The following is a 21,885-nucleotide window of genomic DNA, read 5'->3' as shown; positions in this document are numbered from 1 at the left end:
GCATGGAGGACGGACGGTATGACACCAATCGCCAGGAGCGGTGCGCGGCGCAGGAGCCTCGCGACCCTCGTAGCAGGTGCGCTGGCCGCCGGGGGACTCGCAGCCGCCGGCATGACCACGCTGGAACCGGGGGCGGCTTCCGCCTCCAGTCACCGGGAGGCCCCGCTGATCTCGGGGCACCCCAAGTACGACAACACGGACGTGTACGCCTTCGTCAGTCCGGACGATCCGGAGACGACGACGATCATCGCGAACTGGATCCCGTTCGAGGACCCGGCGGGCGGCCCGAACTTCTACACGTTCGCGGACGACGCCCAGTACGACATCCACATCGACAACAACGGTGACGCGCAAGGTGAGTTGCTGCTGCGCTACACCTTCAAGACGCACACGAAGAACAAGAAGACGTTCCTGTACGACACGGGCCCGGTCACCAGCCTGGACGACCCGGACCTGAACGTCACCCAGACCTACGACGTCGACCTGCTCAAGCTGCACAACCAGAGTCTCGTCTCGAAGACGAAGCTCGCCGACGACATACCGGTGGCCCCGTCGAACGTCGGCAAGGCGTCGATGCCGGACTACGGCACGCTGCGCCGGCAGGCGGTCCGTCAACTCGCTCACGGAGGGCGGACGTTCGCCGGTCAGGCGGACGACCCGTTCTTCCTGGACCTGCGCGTCTTCGACCTGCTGTACGGCGGGAACCTGTCCGAGGTCGGCAACGACACCCTCAAGGGCTACAACGTCAACTCGATCGCGCTGCAACTGCCCACCGACATGATCACCGAGTCGAAGCGGCAGCCCGTCGTCGGCATCTGGTCGACCACCCAACGCAAGAACGCCCAGGGTGAGTTCGAGCAGGTCTCGCGGCTGGGCAACCCGCTGGTCAACGAAGTCGTCAACCCGCTGAAGGACAAGGACAAGTTCAACGCGTCGTCGCCCTGGAACGACGCCCAGTTCCTGAAGAACGTGACCAACCCGGAACTGCCGAAGCTCATGGAGGCCGTCTACAAGATCAAGGCACCCGCCGAACCGCGCAACGATCTCGTCGACGTCTTCCTCAAGGGCGTCAAAGGCCTCAACCAGCCGCCGGGCGTACGACCGGCCGAGATGCTGCGCCTGAACACCTCGATCAGGCCGACCGCCGCGCCGAAACGGCTCGGTGTCCTGGACGGCGACAACGCGGGCTTCCCGAACGGGCGCCGGCTCACCGACGACGTCGTGGACATCTCGCTCCAGGTTGTCGAGGGCGAACTGCTCGGCGCCAAGAACGACTTGGGGGACGCGGTGGACGCCAACGACCGGAAGTTCGGCGCCTCCTTCCCGTACCTGGCCCAGCCTGTCGCCGGTTCGCGAGGCCCGCTCGCGAAGGGCACGGCCGGTGGCAACAGCGTGCGTGATCAGGTGGGCAACGCCCTGCAGCCGACCGGCTCGGCCGACGGCACGCCCAGCACCGGCCTGATCGCCGCGTCGGCGGCCTCGGGCGCCGCGGGCATCCTGCTGATCGGCGCGGGTCTGGCGTGGTGGCGTCGACGTATGAGCCGGTCGAGCTGAGCCGCTCGGAACGGGAGAGGGCGGGGGCCGCGCTCCCGCCCTCTCCGGCTTCAGAACGGCGTGAGCGTCAGCCGTATCCCCGTCGGTGCCGTGTCCTGGACGTACGACGCGAAGTCCGCCACGTCGTCGAAGGCGAAACCGTACGCCCTGCCGTCGACGGTGGCCGCGTGCACCGCCCTCGCGTAGTGGTTCGTGAGGTCGGTGCGGTAGAACTCCGAGGCGTCGGTGGTCGGTTGGGCGGGGTTCGACAGGAGCGTGGAGCGGTTGAAGCCCGCGCCGAGGACGGCCGCGACCGGACCCGTGGTGCCGTCGTTCGGGGCGGCCAGGTTGCCGTCGCAGAACAGCACGTCCCGGGTCGACGGCTTCGCGAAGGTGACCGAGGCGGGGCCGGTGAACGCGAACCGGTCGGCGCGCACCCGCCCGGTGAAGGCACCCGCGTTGGTGGTGACCGTGAGGTCCTTGCCGGTGTAGGTGCTCCACACCTCGTCGATGTACGGCGCGAAGTAGTCCGCCGCGAACAGGCCCGCGTCCAGCCCGTGCCCCGGCGCGATGACCCGGGTGTCGCCCACGACCAGCGGGGCGAACGCCTCGACCTGCCGTACGGCGTCGAACACCGAGGCCCGGCCGCCGTCGCGCAGCGTGCCCGTCGTCTGGTCCTGCGCGCCGGTCAGCCGGATGCTCAACGGCACGCTGAACATGTCGACCATCGTCGTGTTGCAGAACATGCCCGACGCGTTGTGCGTGAACTCGGCGCAGTCGTGCAGGACTTGGTAGTTGGGGTCGGAGGTGACCCAGCCGGCCGGGTACTGGAGCGCCGGATTGCCGTTGCCGTCCGCCACGGCCTTGAACTTGAGCTTCGCGCCGAGGGAGACGTAGATGCGGCCCGACAGGTACGGGAGTGAAATCGTCGTCCCCGCACCGGAGTCGAGACTGATCGCGTAGTCCGTGAAGCCGTCGGCGCCGTTGTCCGAGAGCGCTATCGGCGCGAGTGTCCCGTCGGGGGCGACCCGCACCTGCTTGCCGTCCACGTTGCCGACGATGTAGACGTGCACGCTCGCGTTGTCGAACGAACCGCTGTTGTTGACGAGGGTCAACGGCAGCCCGCCGATCTGAGCCCGATCGGCGTTCGTCTCCATGGACTTGGTGTCCGCGAGGGCGTGCGGTGCGAGGGCCGCGACCGCGGGAGCGGCGACCGCCGCCCCGCCGAGGGCGAAGAGCAGTTGACGGCGGCCGAGTGTGCGCCGATGGCGGGGAGTCGGGGGAGTCATGTGGGGGGCCTCCGTGCGGGTCGGGCCGTTCGGAGCGGACGGTGCCGACGCTTTGAGAGCGCTCTCACAGCGTGCGTCGACACCGCCGCCGGGGCCCGATATTACGCACGACCACTGCCTCGGCCAATGGGTCCGGGAGAAGTCGTCACCGCGCTGACCTGCGGAAAGGAGGAAAGGTGGGTGGCTTAATCCGTGCTTAAGGATCACTTAAGCGCCCGGCGAAGCATTCACCCGCGCTTCACCGCCCGTACCCGGCTGCCTCTTCCCTCTCACCGCGCGGCCTCCTAGCCTCGCGACGCCCCATGTCTCTTCGGCCTGTGTCTTCGGCCCCATGTCCCTTCCCCGAAAGGCGACTTGACGCATGCGTCATCAACTACTGGGCACGGCAAGGCGGTTCGGCGTCGGTGTCGCGGCCGTGGCGGTCACGACCGCGCTCGCCGCAGCCGCGCCCTTCCCCGCGATCGCGGCGGCGACCGGCACCTCCGGCGAGCTGTCCTCCCTCGTCGACCCGCTGATCGGATCGTCCAACGGCGGCAACACCTACCCCGGCGCCACCCTCCCGGGCGGCATGATCGCCTGGTCCCCGACCAGCACGACCGGCGACCAGACCAGCACCGGAGCCGCCAACGGCTACGAGTACGGCGCCACCCGCGTCCGCGGTCTGAGCCTCACCCATGTCAACGGCGCGGGCTGCAACCCCGGCGCGGCCGGCGACGTACCGATCATGCCGTTCGTCGGCGACGTCACCTCGTCACCGTCGGCGGACACCAAGGACGCCGTCTACGCGTCCAACTTCTCGCACGCCGACGAGAAGGCCACCCCCGGCCGCTACACCCTCGGCCTCGCCTCGGGCGCCACCGCCGACCTGGCCGTGAGCAAGCGCGCCGGAGTCGCCGACTTCACCTTCCCCGCCGACCGCCCGGCGAGCCTCCTCTTCCGCGTCTCCAACTCCCTAAACGGCAGCGCGGACGCGCACGTCGACATCGACACCGCCCACCGCAAGGTCACCGGCTGGGTCCTCACCGGCGCCTTCTGCGGGCGCCGCGCCAACGGCGGCGTCAACAACCGCAAGAGCTACTACCGGCTCTATTTCAGCGCCTCCTTCGACCGTGCCTTCTCCTCGGTCGGCACCTGGCACGACAGCACGGTGTCACCCGGTTCGACGACCGCCTCCGGAGGTGAGGGATACGCCACCGGCGCCGACCGCGCGGGACGCGGTTCCGGTGGCTGGGTCGGTTTCGACACGGCGGCTGACAACGATGTCCACATGCGGATCGGCATCTCCTACGTCAGCCTCTCCGGAGCCGAGACCAACCTCCGCCAGGAAATCGCCCCGCACGCGCGCGTGGCCGACGTCGCGAAAGCGGGCGCCCGCGCGTGGGACCGCGAGTTGAGCACCGTACGCGTCGACGGCGGCAGCCCCGCCCGCCGCCAGACCTTCTACACGGCGCTCTATCACGCCCTCATGCAACCGAACCTGATCAGTGACACCGACGGCCGCTACTGGGGCATGGACCAGGCCGTCCACCGGCTGGCACGCGGCCAGCGGGCGCAGTACAGCAACTTCTCCGGCTGGGACCAGTACCGCGCCCAGATCCAGTTGCTCGCGCTCCTGGAGCCCACCGTCGCGGGCGACTTCGCTCAATCGCTCTACGACTTCGCCCAGCAGAACGGCGGAGTCTGGGACCGCTGGGTGCACATCAGCGGCGCCACCCACGTCATGACCGGCGACCCGTCCGCCGCGACCCTGGCCACCTTCTACGCCATGGGTGTACGCAACTTCGACTACAGGGGAGCCTTCGACTCGCTCGTCCACCAGGCCACCGTGCCCAACCCGGACGAACTCTCGGACGCCGGCTGCCCAGGCCAGTGCGTGGGCCAACGCCCCAACCTCGCCCAGTACATGACCTCCCACTACGCCGCCCAGAACGCCTGCCACTGCTGGGGCGGCGCCGCCGAGACCCTGGAGGACGCGGTCGCCGACTCCGCTCTCGCCCAGTGGGCGAAACTGCTCGGGCGGGACCAGGAGGCGAAGGACTTCGAGGCGCGAGGCGCCTACTGGCGCAACGTCTTCAACCCCGCCACCGGCTACATCCAGGCCCGCAACCTCGACGGCTCCTGGGTGACCCCGTTCAACCCGGCGAGCGACCTCGGCTTCGCCCAGGGCTCGGCCGCCGCCTATGTGTGGATGGTCCCGCAGGACGTACAGGGCCTCGCCGAGGCGATGGGCGGACGCGAGACGGCCGCCACCCGGCTCGACGGGTTCTTCCACACGGCGGACGGGGCATGGTCGGTCCGGGGCGGCGACGCAATGCGCTACGACCCCACCAACGAGCCCGACATCCATGCCCCGTGGCTGTACAACTCCCTCGGCCGGCCCTGGAAGACCCAGGCGACGGTCCGCCAGATCCTCGACACCGCGTACGGCACCGGCCCCAAGGGCCTGCCCGGCAACGACGACCTGGGCACCATGTCCGCCTGGTACGTGTTCTCCGCCCTCGGCATCTATCCGCGCACCCCGGGCAGCGCCGACCTGCTGCTCGGCGCACCGCTCTTCCCGAAGGCGGTCCTGGACCGGCCCGGCCGCACGGACATCGTCATCACCGCACCCGACGCCGACGACACCCACCCGTACGTCGACGCCGTACGGCTCAACGGCCGCGACCTCACTCGCTCGTGGACCGGCGCCGCCCTGACCCTCAAGGGCGGCAGGCTGGACTTCAGGCTGGCCACCGAGCCCGACACGAGCTGGGCGACCGACCCGGGACAACTCCCGAAGTGATGTGCACCGGCCCGGCGGAGTCCCGCTCCGCCGGGCCGGTCAAAAATGGTTGGACGGCCGGGAGATCGATCCCCTAGCGTGCAACTGCACGCCATGAGACCGACGAGAGGAGGCGAGTGCCATGAGGCTCACAACACCCCAGCGCTCCCTCCCTGTTGACCCGGTGTGCCTCGACTGACCTGACCGGGAGCGCTTCACGCAGTACGCATCCCGGAGGAATCAGTCCATGACCGACCTGGTCATTCGCGCGCTCGACGAGAACGACGCGCACCTTTTCGACGCACTTCCCGACCCGCTCGGCGCCCGAGCCGCGCACCGGCTCACGACTTGGCGACCCGACTGGCAGCGGGTGGCCCTGCGCGACGGCACGGTCGTCGCGCGCGCCGCCTGGTGGGGCGGCCCGGACGACACCGAACCCCTGACCATCGACTGCCTCGACCTGATCGAGGGCGAAGAGGAGGCGGGCGCCGAACTCCTGCGCAGTGTGCCCTGGCGAGTCGACGCGGAGCTGAACCTCCCTCCCGGCTGGCGCGACAGCCCCGAGACCCGCGCCGCCGCCGAAGCCCGCTTCACCGCCCTGCGCGCGGCCGGCTACGAGCTCCTCGTCGAGCGGTTCATCTACCGATGGACCCCGGAGTGCGGCCTGCCCGAACGCCCCGGACGCCTCGACTTCGCCCCCGAACCCGACGACGCCGTGTTCTTCGACGCACTGCGCCGCATCCATTCCGTCACCCTGGACGCCCACGCCCAACGGGCCATCCGCCAAGGGGGAGTCGAAAAAGCCGCACAGGAGGAGATCGACTTCTTCCGCTGGTGCCCGTCCCCGCGCGAGTGGTGGCAGGTGGCCCGCACCCCCGAGGGCGACCTCGTGGGCATCCACATCCCGGCCCACAACCCGTCGGGCCCCTGCGTCGGCTTCATCGGAGTCGTACCGGAACAGCGCGGCCACGGCTACGCACGCGACCTGCTGGCCGAGTGCACGCACTACCTCGCCGAACGCGGCGCCGAGTTCATCGCCGCCGCCACGGACCAGGGCAACTTCCCGATGGCCGCGCACTTCGCAGCGGTCGGCTATCCGGTCATTCGCGAGCGCGCCAACTTCCAGTTCGTCGAGTAGACGCGTCGGCCCGTAGGACAGTCGGCCCGGCCCGTGATCGGTTCCGGGCCGACTGTCAGTGCCGGGTGCCATGCTGGCGGCAGGTCGATCTACGGCACATGGCTCTACGGCGGGATGGAGGCGGGCATGGGGTTCGTCGGCGAGGTCTGGCAGGTGCGCGGGAGTGAGGACACGGCCGGGGAACTGGTCGGCGAGATCCTGATCGACGACGCCGATTTCCCTTGGCTGTCGGGCAAGTTCACCGCGGGTCCGGCTTTCGACGCCGTACGGGACCTGTTCGCGCGGGAACTCGCCCTGGCCCAGGCGGACGACGACTGGACGCGGTGGGAGGAGGCCTACGACGAGGTCCGGAGACACGTCACGCTCACCTCGCCGGACGGGCCCGTGCCCGAGTTCCTGCTGCACATCGAGGGGGAGCGGGCCTGGTTCCGGTGGAGCGACGAGCCGTTTGACGACGACGAGGACGGGGACGAGGAGCCGTCCGGTGGCGAGTGATCAGCCGGCCGTGTCGGCCACCATCTCCTCGGCCCGCGCCAGGATCTCCGTGACCCGCTGCCCGAAAGCCGCGTCGCACGAGTGCGGTCGGCCCGTACGGACGGCCTCGGCCAGCGCGTCGGCGGCCCGGACCAGGGCGGACACCGCGCTGCCCGCGCTGTCCGGAAGGTTGGTCACCCCGGTCGCGCCCCGGAGTTCGACCGCGACCCCCGCCGCCGCGGTCGGCGCGGTGAGGCTCAGGGTGAGCGTGCTGGACGCGCCGTCCACATGGTCGAGGACCAGCACGGCCGTGTCCCCGGGACCCCGTACGGCCGCCGCCACCCGGCGGACGTCACCGAGCACCGGCAGCAGCACGGACAGCGCGTGCGGGCCGACGTCCCACAGCGCGCCCTTCTCCTGCCGCCAGGGCGAGGCGGCGAACGGACTGTCGCTGGTGAACACCGAGCCCAGCCACTCGGCCCGAGCCGTGAACCAGCCCTCGGCAGCGGCCTGTTCGGCGATCCACGCCTCGGTCTCCGGCAGGAAGCGAGTGGTGAAGAACACGACCGAGGCGACCCCGGCCTCCCGCACCGCGTCGACCACGGCCTGCCCCTGTTCCACCGTCGGGGCGAGAGGCTTGTCCAGCAGCAGATGACGGCCCGCCCGCGCGGCCCGTACCGCCAACTCGGCCTGCACGGACGGCGGAAGGGCCACGGCGACGGCGTCCACGTCTGCGAGAAGGGCGTCGACATCGTCGTAGGCCGGGACGCCGTACTCGTCGGCCAGTTCCTTGGCGGCGTCCGGACGGCGGCCCCACACGCCCGCGAAGTCCCACTCCGTGTGCCCGGCGAGGGCGGGAGCGTGTGCCATCTGTGCCCAAGGGCCGGTGCCGAGCAGTCCGATGCGCATGGCGGTGCCTCTCCAAGGGGCGGATCCACGGTGTGCATCCGCGCGGCGAACCTGATGACCACCGGAGTCGCTCCGAGCGGCCGGTCGCCGGTGAGCGTGCCATACGAACGGGGCAGGTGCGCAAGCCCCGGCAGTGCCTACTCCCAGCCGACGACCTTGAAATTCTTGTCGACGAAGACGTGGTGCGGCCAGTTGACGCTGATGTTGTGGACCTCGTACTCGCCGTCGCTCAGCTCGACGACACGGTCGTTGACGCCACCGGGGACGACGGCCTGGGCCGCCTTGATCGCCTTGTAGGCGGTCGTGCCGTTGATGATCGTGCCTTCGCCCTCGGTGTAGTCCGGGATCCGGCCGACCGACTTGTCCGGCGAGGGTGTGCCCTGCTGGAAGGCGATCACTCCCGCCGCCGCTGCGGCTGCCGCTCCGCCGTCGCCGCCGCGCTGGACGACGACCCGCGTCGCGGCGACGGTCGCGCTGTCGACCGTTCCGAGGACGAGGACGCTCGCACCGTTCTTCACGGCCTTGGCCGGGGCTCCGGTGGTCTTCGTGGCGGAGGATTCGGTCACGGTCACCTTCACGCCCGTGGCGGTCGTCATGGTGAAGCCCGATGCGGACGTGGTGTCGACGATGCCGGTCGCACCGCCGTCGGAGGGGTCGGCCTGGGCGCCGCCGCCCTCCGGACCGGTCGGCGTCGGAGCCGGCGAGGCCGTCGCCGCGGGTGCGGGAGAGGACGTGTCCGCGACGGCGGACGTACTGCCGAACCCGGCTCCTGCCACCGCGCACGCCAGCCCGGCGGCCATGATCCAAGCGCCTCTCCGGGACAGCAGGTCGTGGTTGTCCATGGTGGGGGTCCCTTCGCTGGGCATCTGCTCCGAGCCTGGGCGCCCTGCCTATGGAGACGCCCATGGGCGTCTTAAGAAGTCCTAACAATCGGGTCGCTCGCCGCGGCCGCCCGGTGATTGAGCAGTCCCGCTGCTGGATGCGTTCGATTTCTTCTATTGGACCTGCGGACCCGGGCCGGAGAGGCTGGAGGACGCGCCCTGCCCGCCGCGACCCGATCGGTCGTCCGGCGGCGCGGGACGGCACGGTTCTGCGCGACAGCCGGAAGACCGGAAGAGGAGCACGAGCAATGGACACCCGCCGTATCGGTGACGTCGAGGTCAGTGCGATCGGCCTGGGCGGTATGCCCATGTCGATCGAGGGACGGCCGGACGAGGCACGCTCCCTCGCCACCATCCACGCCGCCCTCGACGCGGGCGTGACGCTGATCGACACCGCGGACGCCTACCATCTGCACGCCGACGAGGTCGGACACAACGAGACCCTGATCGCCAAGGCCCTCGCCTCCCACGACCGCGGTGCGGACGTCCTGGTCGCGACGAAGGGCGGGCATCTCCGTCCCGGGGACGGCAGTTGGACCCTGAACGGTAGCCCCGAGTACCTCAAGGAGGCCTGCGAGGCATCGCTGCGCCGACTGGGCGTGGAGGCCATCGGGCTCTACCAGTTCCACCGCCCCGACCCGAGGGTCCCGTACGCGGACTCCGTCGGCGCGATCCGGGATCTGCTCGACGCGGGCAAGATCCGCCTCGCCGGGATCTCCAACGCGAACCCGGAGCAGATCCGGCTCGCCAACGAGATCCTCGACGGGCGGCTGGTCTCCGTGCAGAACCAGTTCTCCCCGGCCTTCCGCTCCAGCGACCCGGAGCTGGAGCTGTGCGACGAACTCGGCATCGCGTTCCTGCCCTGGAGCCCCCTCGGGGGGATCAGCCGCGCCGGTGAACTCGGCTCGGCCTACGCGCCGTTCGCCAAGATCGCCGAGCGGCACGGCGTCAGCCCGCAGCGGGTGTGCCTGGCCTGGATGCTCGCCAAGTCGCCGGTCGTCGTACCGATCCCGGGCTCCAGCCGCCCCGAGACGATCCGCGACTCGGCCGCCGCACCCGAACTGACGCTCTCCGCCGAAGAGTTCGCGGAACTGGACGCCGCCTGAGGAGGCGGTGACGCCCTAGGTGGTGTAGTAAGGGCGGGCAAGGGGAGAAAGCGCTTGCCCGCCAACCGGTCACAGGGGGAGGACCACCACCGATGGCGTCGTCCACGGACAAACCGCTCGACCACCGCTACCGCGACGAACACCCGATCCGCACGCTGGCCTACCTGTTCCGCGAGGACCGCAGACGCCTCGCCCTGGCCGTGGTCGTGTTCACGATCAAGCACAGCCCCATCTGGCTGCTCCCGCTGATCACCGCGTCCATCATCGACACGGTCGTCCAGCACCAGCCCGTCAGCAGACTCTGGATCAGCACCGGCGTCATCCTGTTCATCCTGCTGATCAACTACCCTCTGCACGTCCTCTACGTCCGCCTCCTCTACGGCAGCGTCCGCCGCATGGGCACCGACCTGCGCTCGGCGCTGTGCACGCGGATGCAGCAGCTCTCCATCGGCTACCACTCCCGGGTCAGCGCGGGGGTGCTCCAGGCCAAGGTCGTACGGGACGTGGAGACCGTCGAGCAGATGGTCCAGCAGACCGCCGAGACCGGGCTCGGCGCGATCACCGTGCTCACGGGCGGCCTGGTCATCATCGGCATCCGGACACCGGAGTTCGTGCCCGTCTTCGTGGTCGTCGTGCCGGTCGCAGCTCTGTTGGTGTCCCGGCTGCGAGCCCGCCTCCGTACCCACAACGAGCACTTCCGTCACGAGGTCGAGACCCTGTCCTCACGCGTCACGGAGATGACCCGCCTCATCCCGGTCACCCGCGCCCACGGCCTGGAGGGCAAGGCCCTGCGCCGCATGGACGGCACCCTGCGCCGCCTCCTCACCACCGGAAACCGCCTCGACCTGCTCAACGGCCGCTTCGGCTCGCTGGCCTGGGTCGTCCTGAACGTGGTCGGCGTCCTGGTCCTCGCCGGCGGGGCCCTGGTGTCGTACTACGGCGTCTGGGGCGTCACCGCGGGCGATGTCGTCATGCTCAGCGCCTTCCTGACGACCCTCACCAACTCCACCACGACCCTGATGGGCCTGGCTCCGGTCATCACCAAGGGTCTGGAATCGGTCCGGTCGGTCGGCGAGGTGCTCCAGGCGCCCGAGCTGGAGGACAACGAGGGCAAGGAGATGGTCACCGCGGTACGCGGAGCCGTCACCTTCCGGAGCGTCGGCCACACCTACGACGGCGGCCAACTCCGCCCCGCCGTCAACGACTTCACCCTCACCGTCGCACCCGGCGAGACCGTCGCCCTCGTCGGCGCGTCCGGCGCCGGCAAGTCCACGGTCCTCAACCTCGTCATCGGCTTCATCCGCCCCACCGCCGGCCAACTCCTCCTCGACGGCACCGACATGAACACCCTCGACCTGCGCACCTACCGCCGCTTCGTCTCGGTCGTCCCCCAGGAGTCGATCCTCTTCGACGGCACCATCCGCGACAACGTGGCCTACGGCATGGACGACGCGGACGAGGAGTCGGTGCGCGTGGCACTGCGCGATGCCAACGCCCTCGAGTTCGTGGACAAGTTGCCGCAGGGACTGGACACCCTGGTGGGCGAACGCGGGGCCCGGCTGTCCGGCGGACAGCGTCAACGCCTCGCCATCGCACGGGCGTTGATCCGCGACCCAAAGGTGCTCGTCCTGGACGAGGCGACCTCGGCCCTGGACACCCGCTCGGAGGCCCTCGTCCAACAGGCCCTCGCCCGACTGCTGCACGGCCGTACGACCTTCGTCGTCGCGCACCGACTGTCCACCGTCCGGGGCGCCGACCGGATCGTGGTGATGGGCGACGGGGAGATCCTCGAAGTCGGCACGCACGACGAACTCCTGCGCCGTGGCGGGGCGTACACGGCGCTGCACGGCGGGCAGGTCGCCTGACCGGATCTCGTGGCCGGGTGCTTGATCCGGCTTCGGCGGGGCACACGGAGTGCACAACGAGAGAGGGGCGCTCCGTGCTCGTGCCGGACCCGAAGGCCGTCAGGAAACTGCTCACCCGGTACGCGGTGCTCCGCATCGCCCAGTCGGAGCGGCAACGCCCGCAGACGGCCGCCGAGTTGAACGACGTCAGCTACACCCTGTGCGTGATGACGGGCACCACGGACATCCGGGAAGCCATCGTCGAGGCGGACGCCCTGCTGGCGGCGGCGCGTGGCGCGGCCGCCGACGACCGCGCCCTCGCGTAGCGCCTTCAGGAGACCGCCACTTCGCGCGCCGTCCGGCCGTGGAACGCCGAGCGGTACGCCTGCGGGCTGGTGCCGACCACCTTGCGGAAGCGTTCGCGGAACGCGGTGGGGGAGCCGAACCCGGCCTGCTGGGCGACGCGTTCGATGGGATGGTCGCTGTTCTCCAGCAGGTACTGGGCGCGTCGGACCCGGGCGCGCAGCAGCCACTGGAGCGGTGTGCTGCCCGTCTGTTCGCGGAAGCGGCGGCTGAACGTCCGCTCGCTCATGCCCGATCGCGTCGCCAGCGTCGCCAGGGTGACCTCGTGGGCGAGGTTGTCCTCGATCCACTGGAGGAGCGGTTCGAGGGTCGAACCCTGTGGGACCGGTGGGTGCCGGTGCACGATGAACTGGGCCTGCCCGCCCTCGCGTTCGAGCGGCATGACCGAGAGGCGGGCCGCGTCGGCGGCGACGGCCGAGCCGAAGTCCCGGCGGATGAGGTGCAGACACAGGTCGAGCCCGGCGGCGGCCCCGGCCGAGGTGAGGATCTGCCCGTTGTCGACGTACAGTACGTCCGGTTCCACCTCGACCAGCGGATACTCGCGGGCCAGCAGGTCCGCGGCGATCCAGTGCGTGGTGGCGCGCAGCCCGTCCAGCAGTCCGGCCGCGGCGAGCACGAAGGCACCGACGCAGATCGACACGATCCGGGTGCCCGCCGCCGCTGCCTCCCGCAGCGCCTCCAGCACCCGCGCGGAGGGCGGCCCGGCCTGCTCCGAGCGGCCGGGGACGATGATCGTGTCGGCGTCCGCCAGCGCCTCAAGGCCGTGGTCGACCCGCAGCGCGAACCCGTCCGTCCGCACCTCCGGCGTCTCGCCGCACACCCGGATCCGGTACGCGTTCCGGCCGTCGGGCAGCCGGGTACGGCCGAACACCTCCATCGGCGTCGCCATGTCGAACGGCACCACATGATCGAGAACGAGGATCGCGACGGTATGCATGAACACCACGATAGGCAGATTCCCGCCACCTCTGTGACACCGCCCTATGCCCTTGATGCCTGACCACAGGGGTTGGCGGGAATCCGTTGGAAGCTGTCGTTCCAGCCCCTGTACGGTCGGCCCGGACATCCCTAGCCTGGGCCGGTGACCAAGATCCTTCTCGCACTGCACGTGCTGGCCGCCATCGTCGCGGTCGGCCCCGTGACCGTCGCCGCCAGCATGTTCCCACCGGCGGCTCGCCGCGCTCTCACCGGTACGGACGGTCCCGACGCGGGGGTGACGACCGTACGACTGCTGCACCGCATCTGCCGCCTCTACGGCGCGGTCGGCCTCGCCGTGCCCCTCTTCGGCTTCGCCACCGCCGCCGCGATGGGCGTCCTGGGCAGCGGCTGGCTCATCGCCTCCATCACCCTCACCGCGGTGGCGGCCGGCCTCCTGATCGCCTTCGTCCTGCCCCGTCAGGACGAACTCCTGCAGGAACTCGGCGCGGGGCGGCCCGTGGAGCGCGCGGGGACCGTTCAACTCGCCATGTTCACCGGCATCTTCAACCTGCTGTGGGCCACCGTCACCGTCCTCATGATCATCCGCCCCGGCTCGACCACCGGCGCCTGACCGGTCAGCCCGTGGCGCGGACCAGGAGGAGCGCCACATCGTCGTCGGGCTCCGGGCGCAGCGCGTTGAGGAGCATGTCGCTGGTCTGCTCCAGGGGGCGCCGGGAACTCTGCAACAGCCGCGTCAGCGTGTGCAGTCCGACGTCGATCGACTCACCCCGGTTCTCCACCAGCCCGTCGGAGTACAGGGCGAGCAACGCGCCCGTGGTGAACGGCACTTCGGCGGTCCCGAAGTCCACCCCGCCGACACCGAGCGGGACTCCGCCGGGGATGTCGAGGAGTTCCGCGGAGCCGTCGGGGCGGATCAGGACGGGCGGCAGATGCCCGGCGCTGGACAGGGCGCAGGTGCCCCGACCGAGGTCGACCACGCCGTACGCGCACGTCGCGATCGTGTCGAGGGAGCCGGTGAGGTCGTCGAGGTGGTGCAGCAACTCGGCGGGCGGCAGGTCGAGTCGGGCCAGCGCACGGGTCGCGCTGCTCAACTGCCCCATGATGGCGGCGGCTTGGACCCCCTTGCCCATCACGTCGCCCACGACGAGCCCGGTCCGGCCGGGCCCCAGCGGCAGCACGTCGTACCAGTCGCCCCCGACCTCGCTGAGCGCCGGCAGATAGCGGGCGGCGATGTCGAGCCCCTCCTGCCGGGCCGGGGCCGGTGGCAGCAGGCTGCGTTGCAGAGTCAGCGCGGTGGTGCGCTCACGGCCGTAGAGGCGGGCGTTGTCGATGCAGATCGCGGCGCGCGCGGCGAGTTCCGAGGCGAGGACACGGTCCTGCTCGTCGAAGGGGCGCTCATTGACGGTGCGGTAGAGGCTCAGCGTGCCGAGCACCTCGCCGCGGGCGATCAGCGGGACGGCGAGGTAGGAGTGGACGCCCGCCGCGTGCAGGGTCTGGGCGGCGCGTCCGTCCCTGGCGATGCGCCGCATCATCGGCCGGTCCACGCGCTCCACCAGGATCGGCCCGGCCTCGCGGACGCACTGGGTGATGATGCGGTGGGGGCCGTAGGTGGCCAGTTCGCCGACCGGGTCCGCCGCGTGGATCGCGTCGGTGAGGTATCCGGCCGCGACGGCCAGCGCCCGGAACTCGACCTGTGCGTCACCGGCCACCGGAGTGATTCCGCCGTGCGCCACGACCGACTCCAGTACGTCGACGGCGGCCAGGTCGGCCACGTGCGGCACCGCCACGTCGGCCAGCTCCCGCGCGGTCTGCTGGAGGTCCAGCGTCGTCCCGATCCGCACCCCGGCCTCCGCCACGACGGACAGGTGCTGGCGAGCCTGCGCGACCTCGGCCGCCGCCTGCTCCCGTTCGGTGACGTCCAGGACGGCCATCGCGAGCCCGAGCACCCGGCCCTGCGCGTCCTCGATGCGGTGGTACGACTCCGAGTACGCGCGCTCCACGGTGTCGGCCGGCGTACGGCCCACGGTCTGCTGGTCGAGCAGCGGCTTGCCGGTGATCAGCACATGCCGCATCCGTGACTCGATGGCCGCCACGTCGAGACCCGGCAGCACCTCGCCGACCCGGCGCCCGACGACCTCCGCCTCCGGTACGCCGTTGATGCGCTCCAGGGCCGGGTTCACCGTGACCCACCGCAGATCGGTGTCGAACACGGCGATGCCCACCGGTGTCTGCCGCACGAGGCTGTGGGAGAGCGCCAGGTCCCGTTCCACGCCCCGAACCGTCGTCGCGTCCGCCGCGAGACCCAGCAGATGCGCCTGGCCGTGGCTGTCGCGCAGCCGCATCGTGCGGAACTCCACGGGCCGCTCGGTGCCGTCCCGGTGCAGCAGCGGGAAGACTCCCGCCCAGCGGGCACCGGAGCCCACCTGGGCGAACAGTTCACGGGCCCGGACCCGGTCGTCGGGTGCCACCAGCAGCCGGTCGGCGCGCTGCGTCAGCGCCTCTTCTGCGGAGTAGCCGAGCAGCTGCTCCGCCTCGGGACTCCACAGCGCGATGTACCCGCCGGCGTCCAGGACCACCGCCGCGACCTGCAACAGGTCGAGCAGTCCTCCCGAGGCGGCCGATACGCCGTCCCCGGCACCGTAAGCGTCCATCCCGGCCGCTCCTTCCGACGGGTTCACGGCACCGTCAGGATCCGAACCGCGGGTCATCCGATTACGGCACAGCCCGGCCCGCCCGGCAACACCGTGCGGAGGGGGAGCGGACGGGGCCGTATGGAGCACGTACCCGTGCGAGCGCCGTCGAGCCCCCGGATTCTGATGGTGCCCTGCCCCCACTCCCCACAGGACACCCGATGCCCTTTCCGCTCCGTCTCGTCTCCCTCCTGGTCGCCGGGTGCGTCGGCGCCCTCGTGCCCGTGTCGCCCGCCGCGGCCGACGACCGTTCCCTGCAACGCGGCCTCGACGAACTGGTCGCCGCTCCCGACGGCCCGCCCGGCGTGATCGTCGTGCTGCGCGACGGCGACCGGCAGCGCGTCCTGCGGGCCGGCACCGCCGACCTCACCACCGGCCGCCCGCTCGAACCGCGCGACCACACCCGGACGGCGAGCACCAGCAAGGCGTTCAGCGGGGCGGTGGCCCTGAGTCTCGTACGACAGCACCGGCTCTCCCTCGACGACACGATCGGCAGGCGACTGCCCCAACTCCCCAAGGACTGGCGGGCCGTGACGCTGCGTCAGCTGCTCCAGCACACCAGTGGGCTCCCGGACTTCAGCCAGAGCCCGGAGTTCCGGAGCCTCATCCAGGCCGACCCGCACCACCACTTCGACTCGCGGCACCTGCTCGACTTCGTGGCGGGAGAACCGCTGCGGTTCACGCCCGGCTCGCAGTACCAGTACTCCAACTCCGACAACATCGCCGTGGCGCTGATGGCGGAGGCCGCGACCGGCGCGCGCTACGAGGATCTGCTGCGCCACGACGTGTACCGGCCGCTCGGCCTGCGGGACACGAGCCTGCCGCAGGGATTCCGGATGCCGGAGCCGTACATGCACGGCTACGCGGTCGGCGGACCGTCGGGACCCGAGGACGTCAGCGAGACGATCGGCATGTCGGGCGTGTGGGCGTCCGGCGGCATCACCTCGTCGCCCCGCGACCTGGCGACGTTCATCGGCGGCTACGCCTCCGGAGCCCTCACCTCGCGGGCGGCGCTGCGGGAACAGCGGCACTGGGTCCCCGGTGCCTCCGAACCGGCGGGACCGGGTCGCAACAGCGCGGGCCTGGCCATCTTCCGCTACGAGACCCGCTGCGGGGTCGTACTGGGACATACCGGGAACACCCTTGGTTACACACAGTTGATGGCGGCGACCCCCGACGGTCGGCGCGCGCTCACTTTCTCATTGACAACTCAGGTGAACCAGGCCGGGAACGCCGCTCTGCTGAGCAAAGTGCGCGCGGTCGAGGAGGACGCGGTGTGCGCCCTCCTGGGGACATACGGGTCGTAACACCACAGGCGTGCCGGACGCCTCCGGCATGCCGCACCATGAGTGCGTGCACACGCGACTCACTTATCAACGGCAGGACGAGCGGGCGGCGTTCGCGCTCGCGGACGCGCTGGGACGTGCCGGGGCCGACGTCGTGCCCGCCGTGTGGCCGACCGCCTCCGACGGTGCCCCCGACCCGGAGACCGTCGTCGTCCTGCTGTGGTCGGCGGCGTGGGACCGAACGCAGACGGAACCCGCGCCGCTCGCCGCGCACGTGCCCGTCCGACTCGACGACACACCGCTGCCGTCCGCCCTCGCCGGGCTGCGCCACGTACGGCTCGCCCAGGGCTGGGGCCGGGTGTCGGACGAGGCGGCGGCGATGATCGTGCGCCTCGGCTTCCCGGCCCTCGTGCCTCCGCTCCCCGTTCGGGGCACACCCGCCGAAAGCACCCTGGCGATCAGCGACTTCGGCCCTCTGGGGCTGTTCGCGAGCTGCCCGCGGTGCGGCGAGAGCAGCGAACGGCTGCGCCCGTACGTCACGGTCGACCATCACCACGACCGGGCGCTGCGGCTGGTCATCTGTGGCGCGTGCAACTGGCAGGACGACTGCGAGCTGTGACTGCGGCGAACCGTTTCCGCTACCTCAAGCGACCGTGCTGTCCGACCCGTTGACCAGACCCTCCCGCTCCGGGTCGGCGGGCAGGGCCAGCCACTCCGCGATGGTGCGGGCGATCGGCTGGCCGGTGTCCGCCTCGACGAAGCCGAACTGGCCCGACTGGTTGCACTCCAGGAACCACCAGGTCCCGTCCCCGTCCTCGGCGAAGTCGAAGGCGCCGTAGGCCAGTTCGGCCTCGCGCAGATATGTGAGGACGGCCTCGGCGATGCGCGGCGGGACCTCGGTGGGGTGCCAGGGCTGCGCGGGGGTGGCGAAGCGGACGTCGACCTCGGCGGGGTCCGCGTCCGGGGCGGTCGCCATCCGGGCGGCCAGCATCCGGTCGCCCACCACGGTGAGCCGGATGTCGGCGCGCTTGGCGACCCGCCGTTGCAGCAGCGTGGGACCGAAGGCCACGGCGGCGAAGTCGGTGTCCGGCGCGACTCGGCTGGTCGGCACCGCCCGGGGCGGATCCTGCGGGTGGGCACCGGAGACAGGCTTGACCACCAGGTCCGGGAAGCGCCGCGAGAACTCGCGGGCGGCCTGCGGGAACGTGGTGATCAGCGTGGCGGGCACCGGCAGCCCGCTGCGCTGGGCCAGCCGCAGCTGCCAGGGCTTGTGCCGGGCGCGGCGCGCCGCGTCGGGGTGGTTCATCCAGCGGGCGCCGGAGCCGCGCAGCATGCCGTAGAGCGCCTGTGACGCCTCCTCGGTGAGCCACGCGGAGGGCTGCGGTGCGCGGGTCGCCGGGGCGCCCGGTCTGCGCACCCAGATGGAACGCAGTCCGCTCACGCTCACCAGCCGCCCGCCGACCGCGAGATGGCCGCGGAAGGCTCCGTGGACGTACTCGCCGGAGAGCGCGACCCCGCCGGTGAGGTCGGCGGGATCGATCCGGACCACGGGGACGCCGGCCGCGTGCAGATGCACCATCACCAGGTCCGCGGTGACGTCCTCTTCGCAGGTAAGGACCAATACGGTCATTTTCGTCGTTCCGCGTTCAGTCGTCGAAGTGAGTCTTCGATCCCGCGGTGGACGTCGTGGTCCCCAGTTCTCTCAGCAGAGCGAGATCATGGGCGGCGACCCGTCCGTCGGCGAGCACGTTCAACTGCAGTCCGGAGTCGTAGCTGTACGGAGTGGTGAGCTCCAACTGTGCTGCCGGGCGAGCGTAGTTGAGCGCGAACGGTTGCATCGTCTCTCCCTCGTCGGTACTGCCTCGTGCAAGCGGTGGCCACCCCGCGAGGTCGCTTGGCCCGCTGACTTCCGTCTGCTTCCAGAGACTTATACGAATCGAACGAGTGAATGGTTTCCTTACTCTGCGTAACCACGGTAAGGAAGGTAAGAGCCGTGACGGGTTCAGCCGAGGTCGCCCGGCCGCCCCTCCTCCTGCTCGCCGAGGGACTTGCGCATCGAGCGCAGGGCGAGAAGAAGTACGGCGATGTCGTCCAGGTGCACGGGATCCGGCATCAGGTCGGTCGGCAGCACGAAGTAGAGGACGGCACCCCAGAAAACCCATTTGGGGCCGGTCGGAAGCCCTGCGCGCCGCAGTCCGCGCCGCATACGGACGAGCCGCACCAGCACTCCGACGGCCACGGCGAGCAGCGCCACCGCGAGCACCACGGCGACGACGATCACGGTTGTGGTCGAGTCCACGGGCTCCCCCTTTTCCGGTCCGGCCGCACGACATGTGCCCTATCCGGATGCCCGGTTGAGGCCCCGGTATTGCCGAAGAGGGGAACATCACACCCGAACGCCCGGAAGAGTCTTGACAGTCACCGACCCCATGTCGGGCACTGGTACGTTTTCACCGTGAGCGCGACCAGCGGGACGGGAACGGGAACCCACGTACGGATCGGCCTCGACGCCCCACCGCGCGTCGCCGGCCTCGGCGTCGGTGTGCACGGCACGGTGAGTCCACGTGACGTGTTCCGGCTGCCTGACCTCTGGCAGCTCCATCTCTACCGGTACGAGGCGGAGTTGACCGTCGACGGGGTGCCGCACGCGATCAGGCCCGGCCATGTGAGCCTGGTGCCGCCCGGCGCGCTGGTGCGCTTCCACTACCGCGGCCGCTCCGAGCATCTCTTCGCCCACCTGGAACTCACCTTCGCCGGTGAGCGGTTGACCGTTCCCGTGATGCAGGACGCCGGTACGCAGACGCCCGTGCTCACCGACCTGATGCTGCGGGCCGTCGCGGCGGCGCCGGGCAACTCCGCCCGTGCCGCTGCCGAGTTGTGGACCGTGCTGTGGCGGGTCGCCGACCTCGCGACCCCGGCCGCCGGTGACGCCGCCGGACCCCACCCCGCGCTCGCCCTCGCGGTCGCACACATCGAGGCGCGTCTGGCGGCGCCGCTGACGGTGCCCGAGGTGGCGCGCGCGGCCGGCGTCTCGCACAACCACCTCATCCGGCTGTTCCGCGCCGAACTGGGCACCACGGTCGTCGCCTACATCCGGCACCGCCGCCTGGAACACGCACGGCACCTGCTGCGGGAGTCCACCCTGTCCGTCCCGGCGATCGCGGCGGCCGTCGGCATCGGCGACCTCCAGGCCTTCAACAAGGCGTGCCGACGCGAACTGGGCGCCTCGCCGAGGGCGGTTCGCGCCGGCACCGGGTGAATCCCGCTCGTACCCTGCGGATCAGTTCCGGCCCGTACCCCGGTACAGGTCCAACTCCCCGTCCAGCTCCACCGCCAGGACCGTCGCCCGCTCGTCCACATCTGCGGCCCGCGGGGCGTCGATCCACGTCACACCCGGAACCTCGCCGAGCCCGCCGATCACGTCGTGGCCGAGCTCCGCGCCGGTACCGAGCACCGTGACCCGTTTGACGGGCGTACGCAGGCCGCGCACCGACACCGACTCGCGCGGCGGGTCGAAGCACACCAGGTACAGCGTGCGGCGGTCGGCGGACAGGGTGCTCGGCCCGTAGTGGTGCCCGGCGGGCAGACCGGCCACCGTGCCGTACACCGCCTCGGAGTGCCGGGCGATCCACGCGCCGAGCCCCTCGAGGCGTTCCACCTGCGCGGGCGGGATCGTCCCGTCCTCCTTCGGGCCCACGTCGAGCAGCAGATTGCCGCCCATGCCGATGGTCTCCGTGAAGTAACGCACCAGCTGCCGCACCGACTTGTGATGCTCGTCCTGGTGCTGGAACCCCCACGAGTCGTTGACCGTCAGGCACAACTCCCAAGGCCCGTCCGGCGCTTGCAGCGGCACCCCCTGTTCGGGCGTCGCGTAGTCGCCGTGGCTCAGCATGCGGGCGTTGAGGACGGTGTCGGGGTTCCCGGCGAGGATCAGCTCCGCCAACTCCCGCAGGCCCCACTGCTCTTCGGCCCGCTCCCACTCGCCGTCGAACCACAGCAGGTCGGGCCGGAAGCGGGCCACCAACTCGCCGACCTGGCCGTCGCGGTAGGCGAGGTAACGCGCCCAGGCGGCCGGATCCTCCTCGCCGGGCCGGGCGGAGGCGTACGGGTTGGCGCGTATCTCCTCCTCCGGCGGCTGCGGATGGACGGTGCTGGCGTAGTCGGGGTGGTTCCAGTCGGAGTGGGAGTAGTAGAGCCCGACCTTGAGGCCCTCCTCGCGCAGTGCCTCGGCATAGGGCCCGATCAGATCGCGGCCGGCCGGGGTGCGGCGGACGACGTCCAGGTCGCCGTGGGCCGAGTCCCACAGGGCCACACCGTCGTGGTGCCGGGCGGTCAGCACCGCGTACCGGGCACCGGCACGTGCGAACAGCCTTGCCCAGTCCCGCGGTTCGTAGCGCGCGGCGGTGAACCCGTCCAGCTGGCGCATGTATTGGTCGTGCGGAACCTGGCCCGTGTAGAACGACCAGGACTCCGGCACACCGTCGACGGCGTAGATCCCGTAGTGGACGAAGATGCCCAACTTGGCATCGCGGAACCAGGATTGCATCGGCATACCGCCAAGCTAGGCCGCAAGGCGGCGCGGCGCGTGGGCGGTGATCACCATCGGTGGTCCATTTTCACCACCCCCACCTCGCCGTGTCGGCCTCTCGCGTGACCGAGGGTTCTGGAAGCC

20 protein-coding genes are annotated in these 21,885 nt (G+C 70.8%); 11 read left to right on the top strand and 9 right to left on the bottom strand.

The genetic code is table 11. The features are described from left to right. The first annotated feature begins 18 nt into the window (after window positions 1–18). Complete coding sequence (locus JHN45_RS19735) at window positions 19–1,554, top strand: DUF4331 domain-containing protein (RefSeq protein WP_201049867.1); 1,536 nt, start codon at window positions 19–21, stop codon at window positions 1,552–1,554. A 50-nt stretch (window positions 1,555–1,604) separates the two neighbouring features. Here the strand turns inward: JHN45_RS19735 and JHN45_RS19730 are convergent, their stop codons facing one another. Next, window positions 1,605–2,822, bottom strand: a complete 1,218-nt coding sequence (locus JHN45_RS19730) for a glycoside hydrolase family 64 protein (RefSeq protein ID WP_201049866.1) — start codon at window positions 2,820–2,822, stop codon at window positions 1,605–1,607. A 361-nt stretch (window positions 2,823–3,183) separates the two neighbouring features. On the opposite strand from JHN45_RS19730, the gene JHN45_RS19725 reads away from it, so the two are divergent. The 3 genes from JHN45_RS19725 to JHN45_RS19715 all read left to right on the top strand — a co-directional run bounded on the left by JHN45_RS19725 (window position 3,184) and on the right by JHN45_RS19715 (window position 7,216). Further along, on the top strand, window positions 3,184–5,604 hold the full coding sequence (locus tag JHN45_RS19725; RefSeq protein ID WP_201049865.1) for a GH92 family glycosyl hydrolase: 2,421 nt from the start codon (window positions 3,184–3,186) through the stop codon (window positions 5,602–5,604). Window positions 5,605–5,830: 226 nt separating this feature from the next. Next, window positions 5,831–6,721 carry a GNAT family N-acetyltransferase gene (locus tag JHN45_RS19720; RefSeq protein ID WP_201049864.1) on the top strand — a complete coding sequence of 297 codons (891 nt, stop codon included), beginning with the start codon at window positions 5,831–5,833 and terminating at the stop codon, window positions 6,719–6,721. A gap of 126 nt (window positions 6,722–6,847) precedes the next feature. Next, complete coding sequence (locus tag JHN45_RS19715; RefSeq protein WP_201049863.1) at window positions 6,848–7,216, top strand: hypothetical protein; 369 nt, start codon at window positions 6,848–6,850, stop codon at window positions 7,214–7,216. Here the strand turns inward: JHN45_RS19715 and JHN45_RS19710 are convergent, their stop codons facing one another. Both JHN45_RS19710 and JHN45_RS19705 read right to left on the bottom strand, forming a co-directional pair. Further along, window positions 7,217–8,104 (bottom strand): Gfo/Idh/MocA family protein, encoded by an 888-nt coding sequence (locus tag JHN45_RS19710; RefSeq protein ID WP_201049862.1) that lies wholly within the window; start codon window positions 8,102–8,104, stop codon window positions 7,217–7,219. Window positions 8,105–8,241: 137 nt separating this feature from the next. Next, window positions 8,242–8,970: a hypothetical protein gene (locus JHN45_RS19705; protein ID WP_201049861.1), complete on the bottom strand. Its 729-nt coding sequence runs from the start codon at window positions 8,968–8,970 to the stop codon at window positions 8,242–8,244. 263 nt (window positions 8,971–9,233) lie between these two features. Here JHN45_RS19705 and JHN45_RS19700 point away from each other — a divergent pair, with 263 nt between their 5' ends. The 3 genes from JHN45_RS19700 to JHN45_RS19690 all read left to right on the top strand — a co-directional run bounded on the left by JHN45_RS19700 (window position 9,234) and on the right by JHN45_RS19690 (window position 12,261). Beyond that, a complete protein-coding gene (locus JHN45_RS19700) occupies window positions 9,234–10,091 on the top strand; it encodes an aldo/keto reductase (protein ID WP_201049860.1) in 858 nt (285 codons plus the stop codon). A gap of 92 nt (window positions 10,092–10,183) precedes the next feature. Further along, window positions 10,184–11,956, top strand: a complete 1,773-nt coding sequence (locus JHN45_RS19695) for an ABC transporter ATP-binding protein (protein WP_200712395.1) — start codon at window positions 10,184–10,186, stop codon at window positions 11,954–11,956. Window positions 11,957–12,030: 74 nt separating this feature from the next. Continuing rightward, a complete protein-coding gene (locus JHN45_RS19690; protein WP_200712394.1) occupies window positions 12,031–12,261 on the top strand; it encodes a DUF5133 domain-containing protein in 231 nt (76 codons plus the stop codon). A gap of 5 nt (window positions 12,262–12,266) precedes the next feature. Here JHN45_RS19690 and JHN45_RS19685 read toward each other — a convergent pair whose 3' ends face one another. Continuing rightward, window positions 12,267–13,235, bottom strand: coding sequence for a GlxA family transcriptional regulator (locus tag JHN45_RS19685; RefSeq protein ID WP_200712393.1), 969 nt, complete (start codon window positions 13,233–13,235; stop codon window positions 12,267–12,269). Window positions 13,236–13,379: 144 nt separating this feature from the next. On the opposite strand from JHN45_RS19685, the gene JHN45_RS19680 reads away from it, so the two are divergent. Then, window positions 13,380–13,847 carry a hypothetical protein gene (locus tag JHN45_RS19680; protein WP_201049859.1) on the top strand — a complete coding sequence of 156 codons (468 nt, stop codon included), beginning with the start codon at window positions 13,380–13,382 and terminating at the stop codon, window positions 13,845–13,847. A gap of 4 nt (window positions 13,848–13,851) precedes the next feature. On the opposite strand, the gene JHN45_RS19675 is transcribed toward JHN45_RS19680, so the two are convergent. After that, the gene (locus tag JHN45_RS19675; protein ID WP_201049858.1) at window positions 13,852–15,888 is read right to left on the bottom strand and encodes a SpoIIE family protein phosphatase; all 2,037 of its coding nucleotides are present in this window, start codon (window positions 15,886–15,888) and stop codon (window positions 13,852–13,854) included. Window positions 15,889–16,088: 200 nt separating this feature from the next. Between JHN45_RS19675 and JHN45_RS19670 the strand changes: the two genes are divergently transcribed. Next, window positions 16,089–17,234 (top strand): serine hydrolase, encoded by a 1,146-nt coding sequence (locus JHN45_RS19670; protein WP_201049857.1) that lies wholly within the window; start codon window positions 16,089–16,091, stop codon window positions 17,232–17,234. Between the two features lie 46 nt (window positions 17,235–17,280). Next, entirely contained in the window at window positions 17,281–17,832 is a 552-nt protein-coding gene (locus tag JHN45_RS19665) for a hypothetical protein (RefSeq protein ID WP_200712389.1), read from the top strand. A gap of 24 nt (window positions 17,833–17,856) precedes the next feature. On the opposite strand, the gene tgmB is transcribed toward JHN45_RS19665, so the two are convergent. The 3 genes from tgmB to JHN45_RS19650 all read right to left on the bottom strand — a co-directional run bounded on the left by tgmB (window position 17,857) and on the right by JHN45_RS19650 (window position 19,512). After that, entirely contained in the window at window positions 17,857–18,843 is a 987-nt protein-coding gene (gene tgmB, locus JHN45_RS19660; RefSeq protein WP_200712388.1) for an ATP-grasp ribosomal peptide maturase, read from the bottom strand. Between the two features lie 16 nt (window positions 18,844–18,859). Continuing rightward, a complete protein-coding gene (tgmA, locus tag JHN45_RS19655; RefSeq protein ID WP_019070092.1) occupies window positions 18,860–19,051 on the bottom strand; it encodes a putative ATP-grasp-modified RiPP in 192 nt (63 codons plus the stop codon). A 164-nt stretch (window positions 19,052–19,215) separates the two neighbouring features. Continuing rightward, window positions 19,216–19,512, bottom strand: coding sequence for a YkvA family protein (locus tag JHN45_RS19650; protein WP_201049856.1), 297 nt, complete (start codon window positions 19,510–19,512; stop codon window positions 19,216–19,218). A gap of 156 nt (window positions 19,513–19,668) precedes the next feature. On the opposite strand from JHN45_RS19650, the gene JHN45_RS19645 reads away from it, so the two are divergent. Further along, the gene (locus JHN45_RS19645) at window positions 19,669–20,472 is read left to right on the top strand and encodes a helix-turn-helix domain-containing protein (protein WP_201049855.1); all 804 of its coding nucleotides are present in this window, start codon (window positions 19,669–19,671) and stop codon (window positions 20,470–20,472) included. Between the two features lie 21 nt (window positions 20,473–20,493). Here the strand turns inward: JHN45_RS19645 and JHN45_RS19640 are convergent, their stop codons facing one another. Further along, the gene (locus tag JHN45_RS19640; protein ID WP_201049854.1) at window positions 20,494–21,765 is read right to left on the bottom strand and encodes an alpha-L-fucosidase; all 1,272 of its coding nucleotides are present in this window, start codon (window positions 21,763–21,765) and stop codon (window positions 20,494–20,496) included. Window positions 21,766–21,885: the final 120 nt, after the last annotated feature.

This window comes from Streptomyces sp. MBT53, assembly GCF_016654115.1.
Classification (GTDB): Bacteria; Actinomycetota; Actinomycetes; order Streptomycetales; family Streptomycetaceae; genus Streptomyces.
This window is presented reverse-complemented; position numbering and strand designations above follow the sequence as displayed.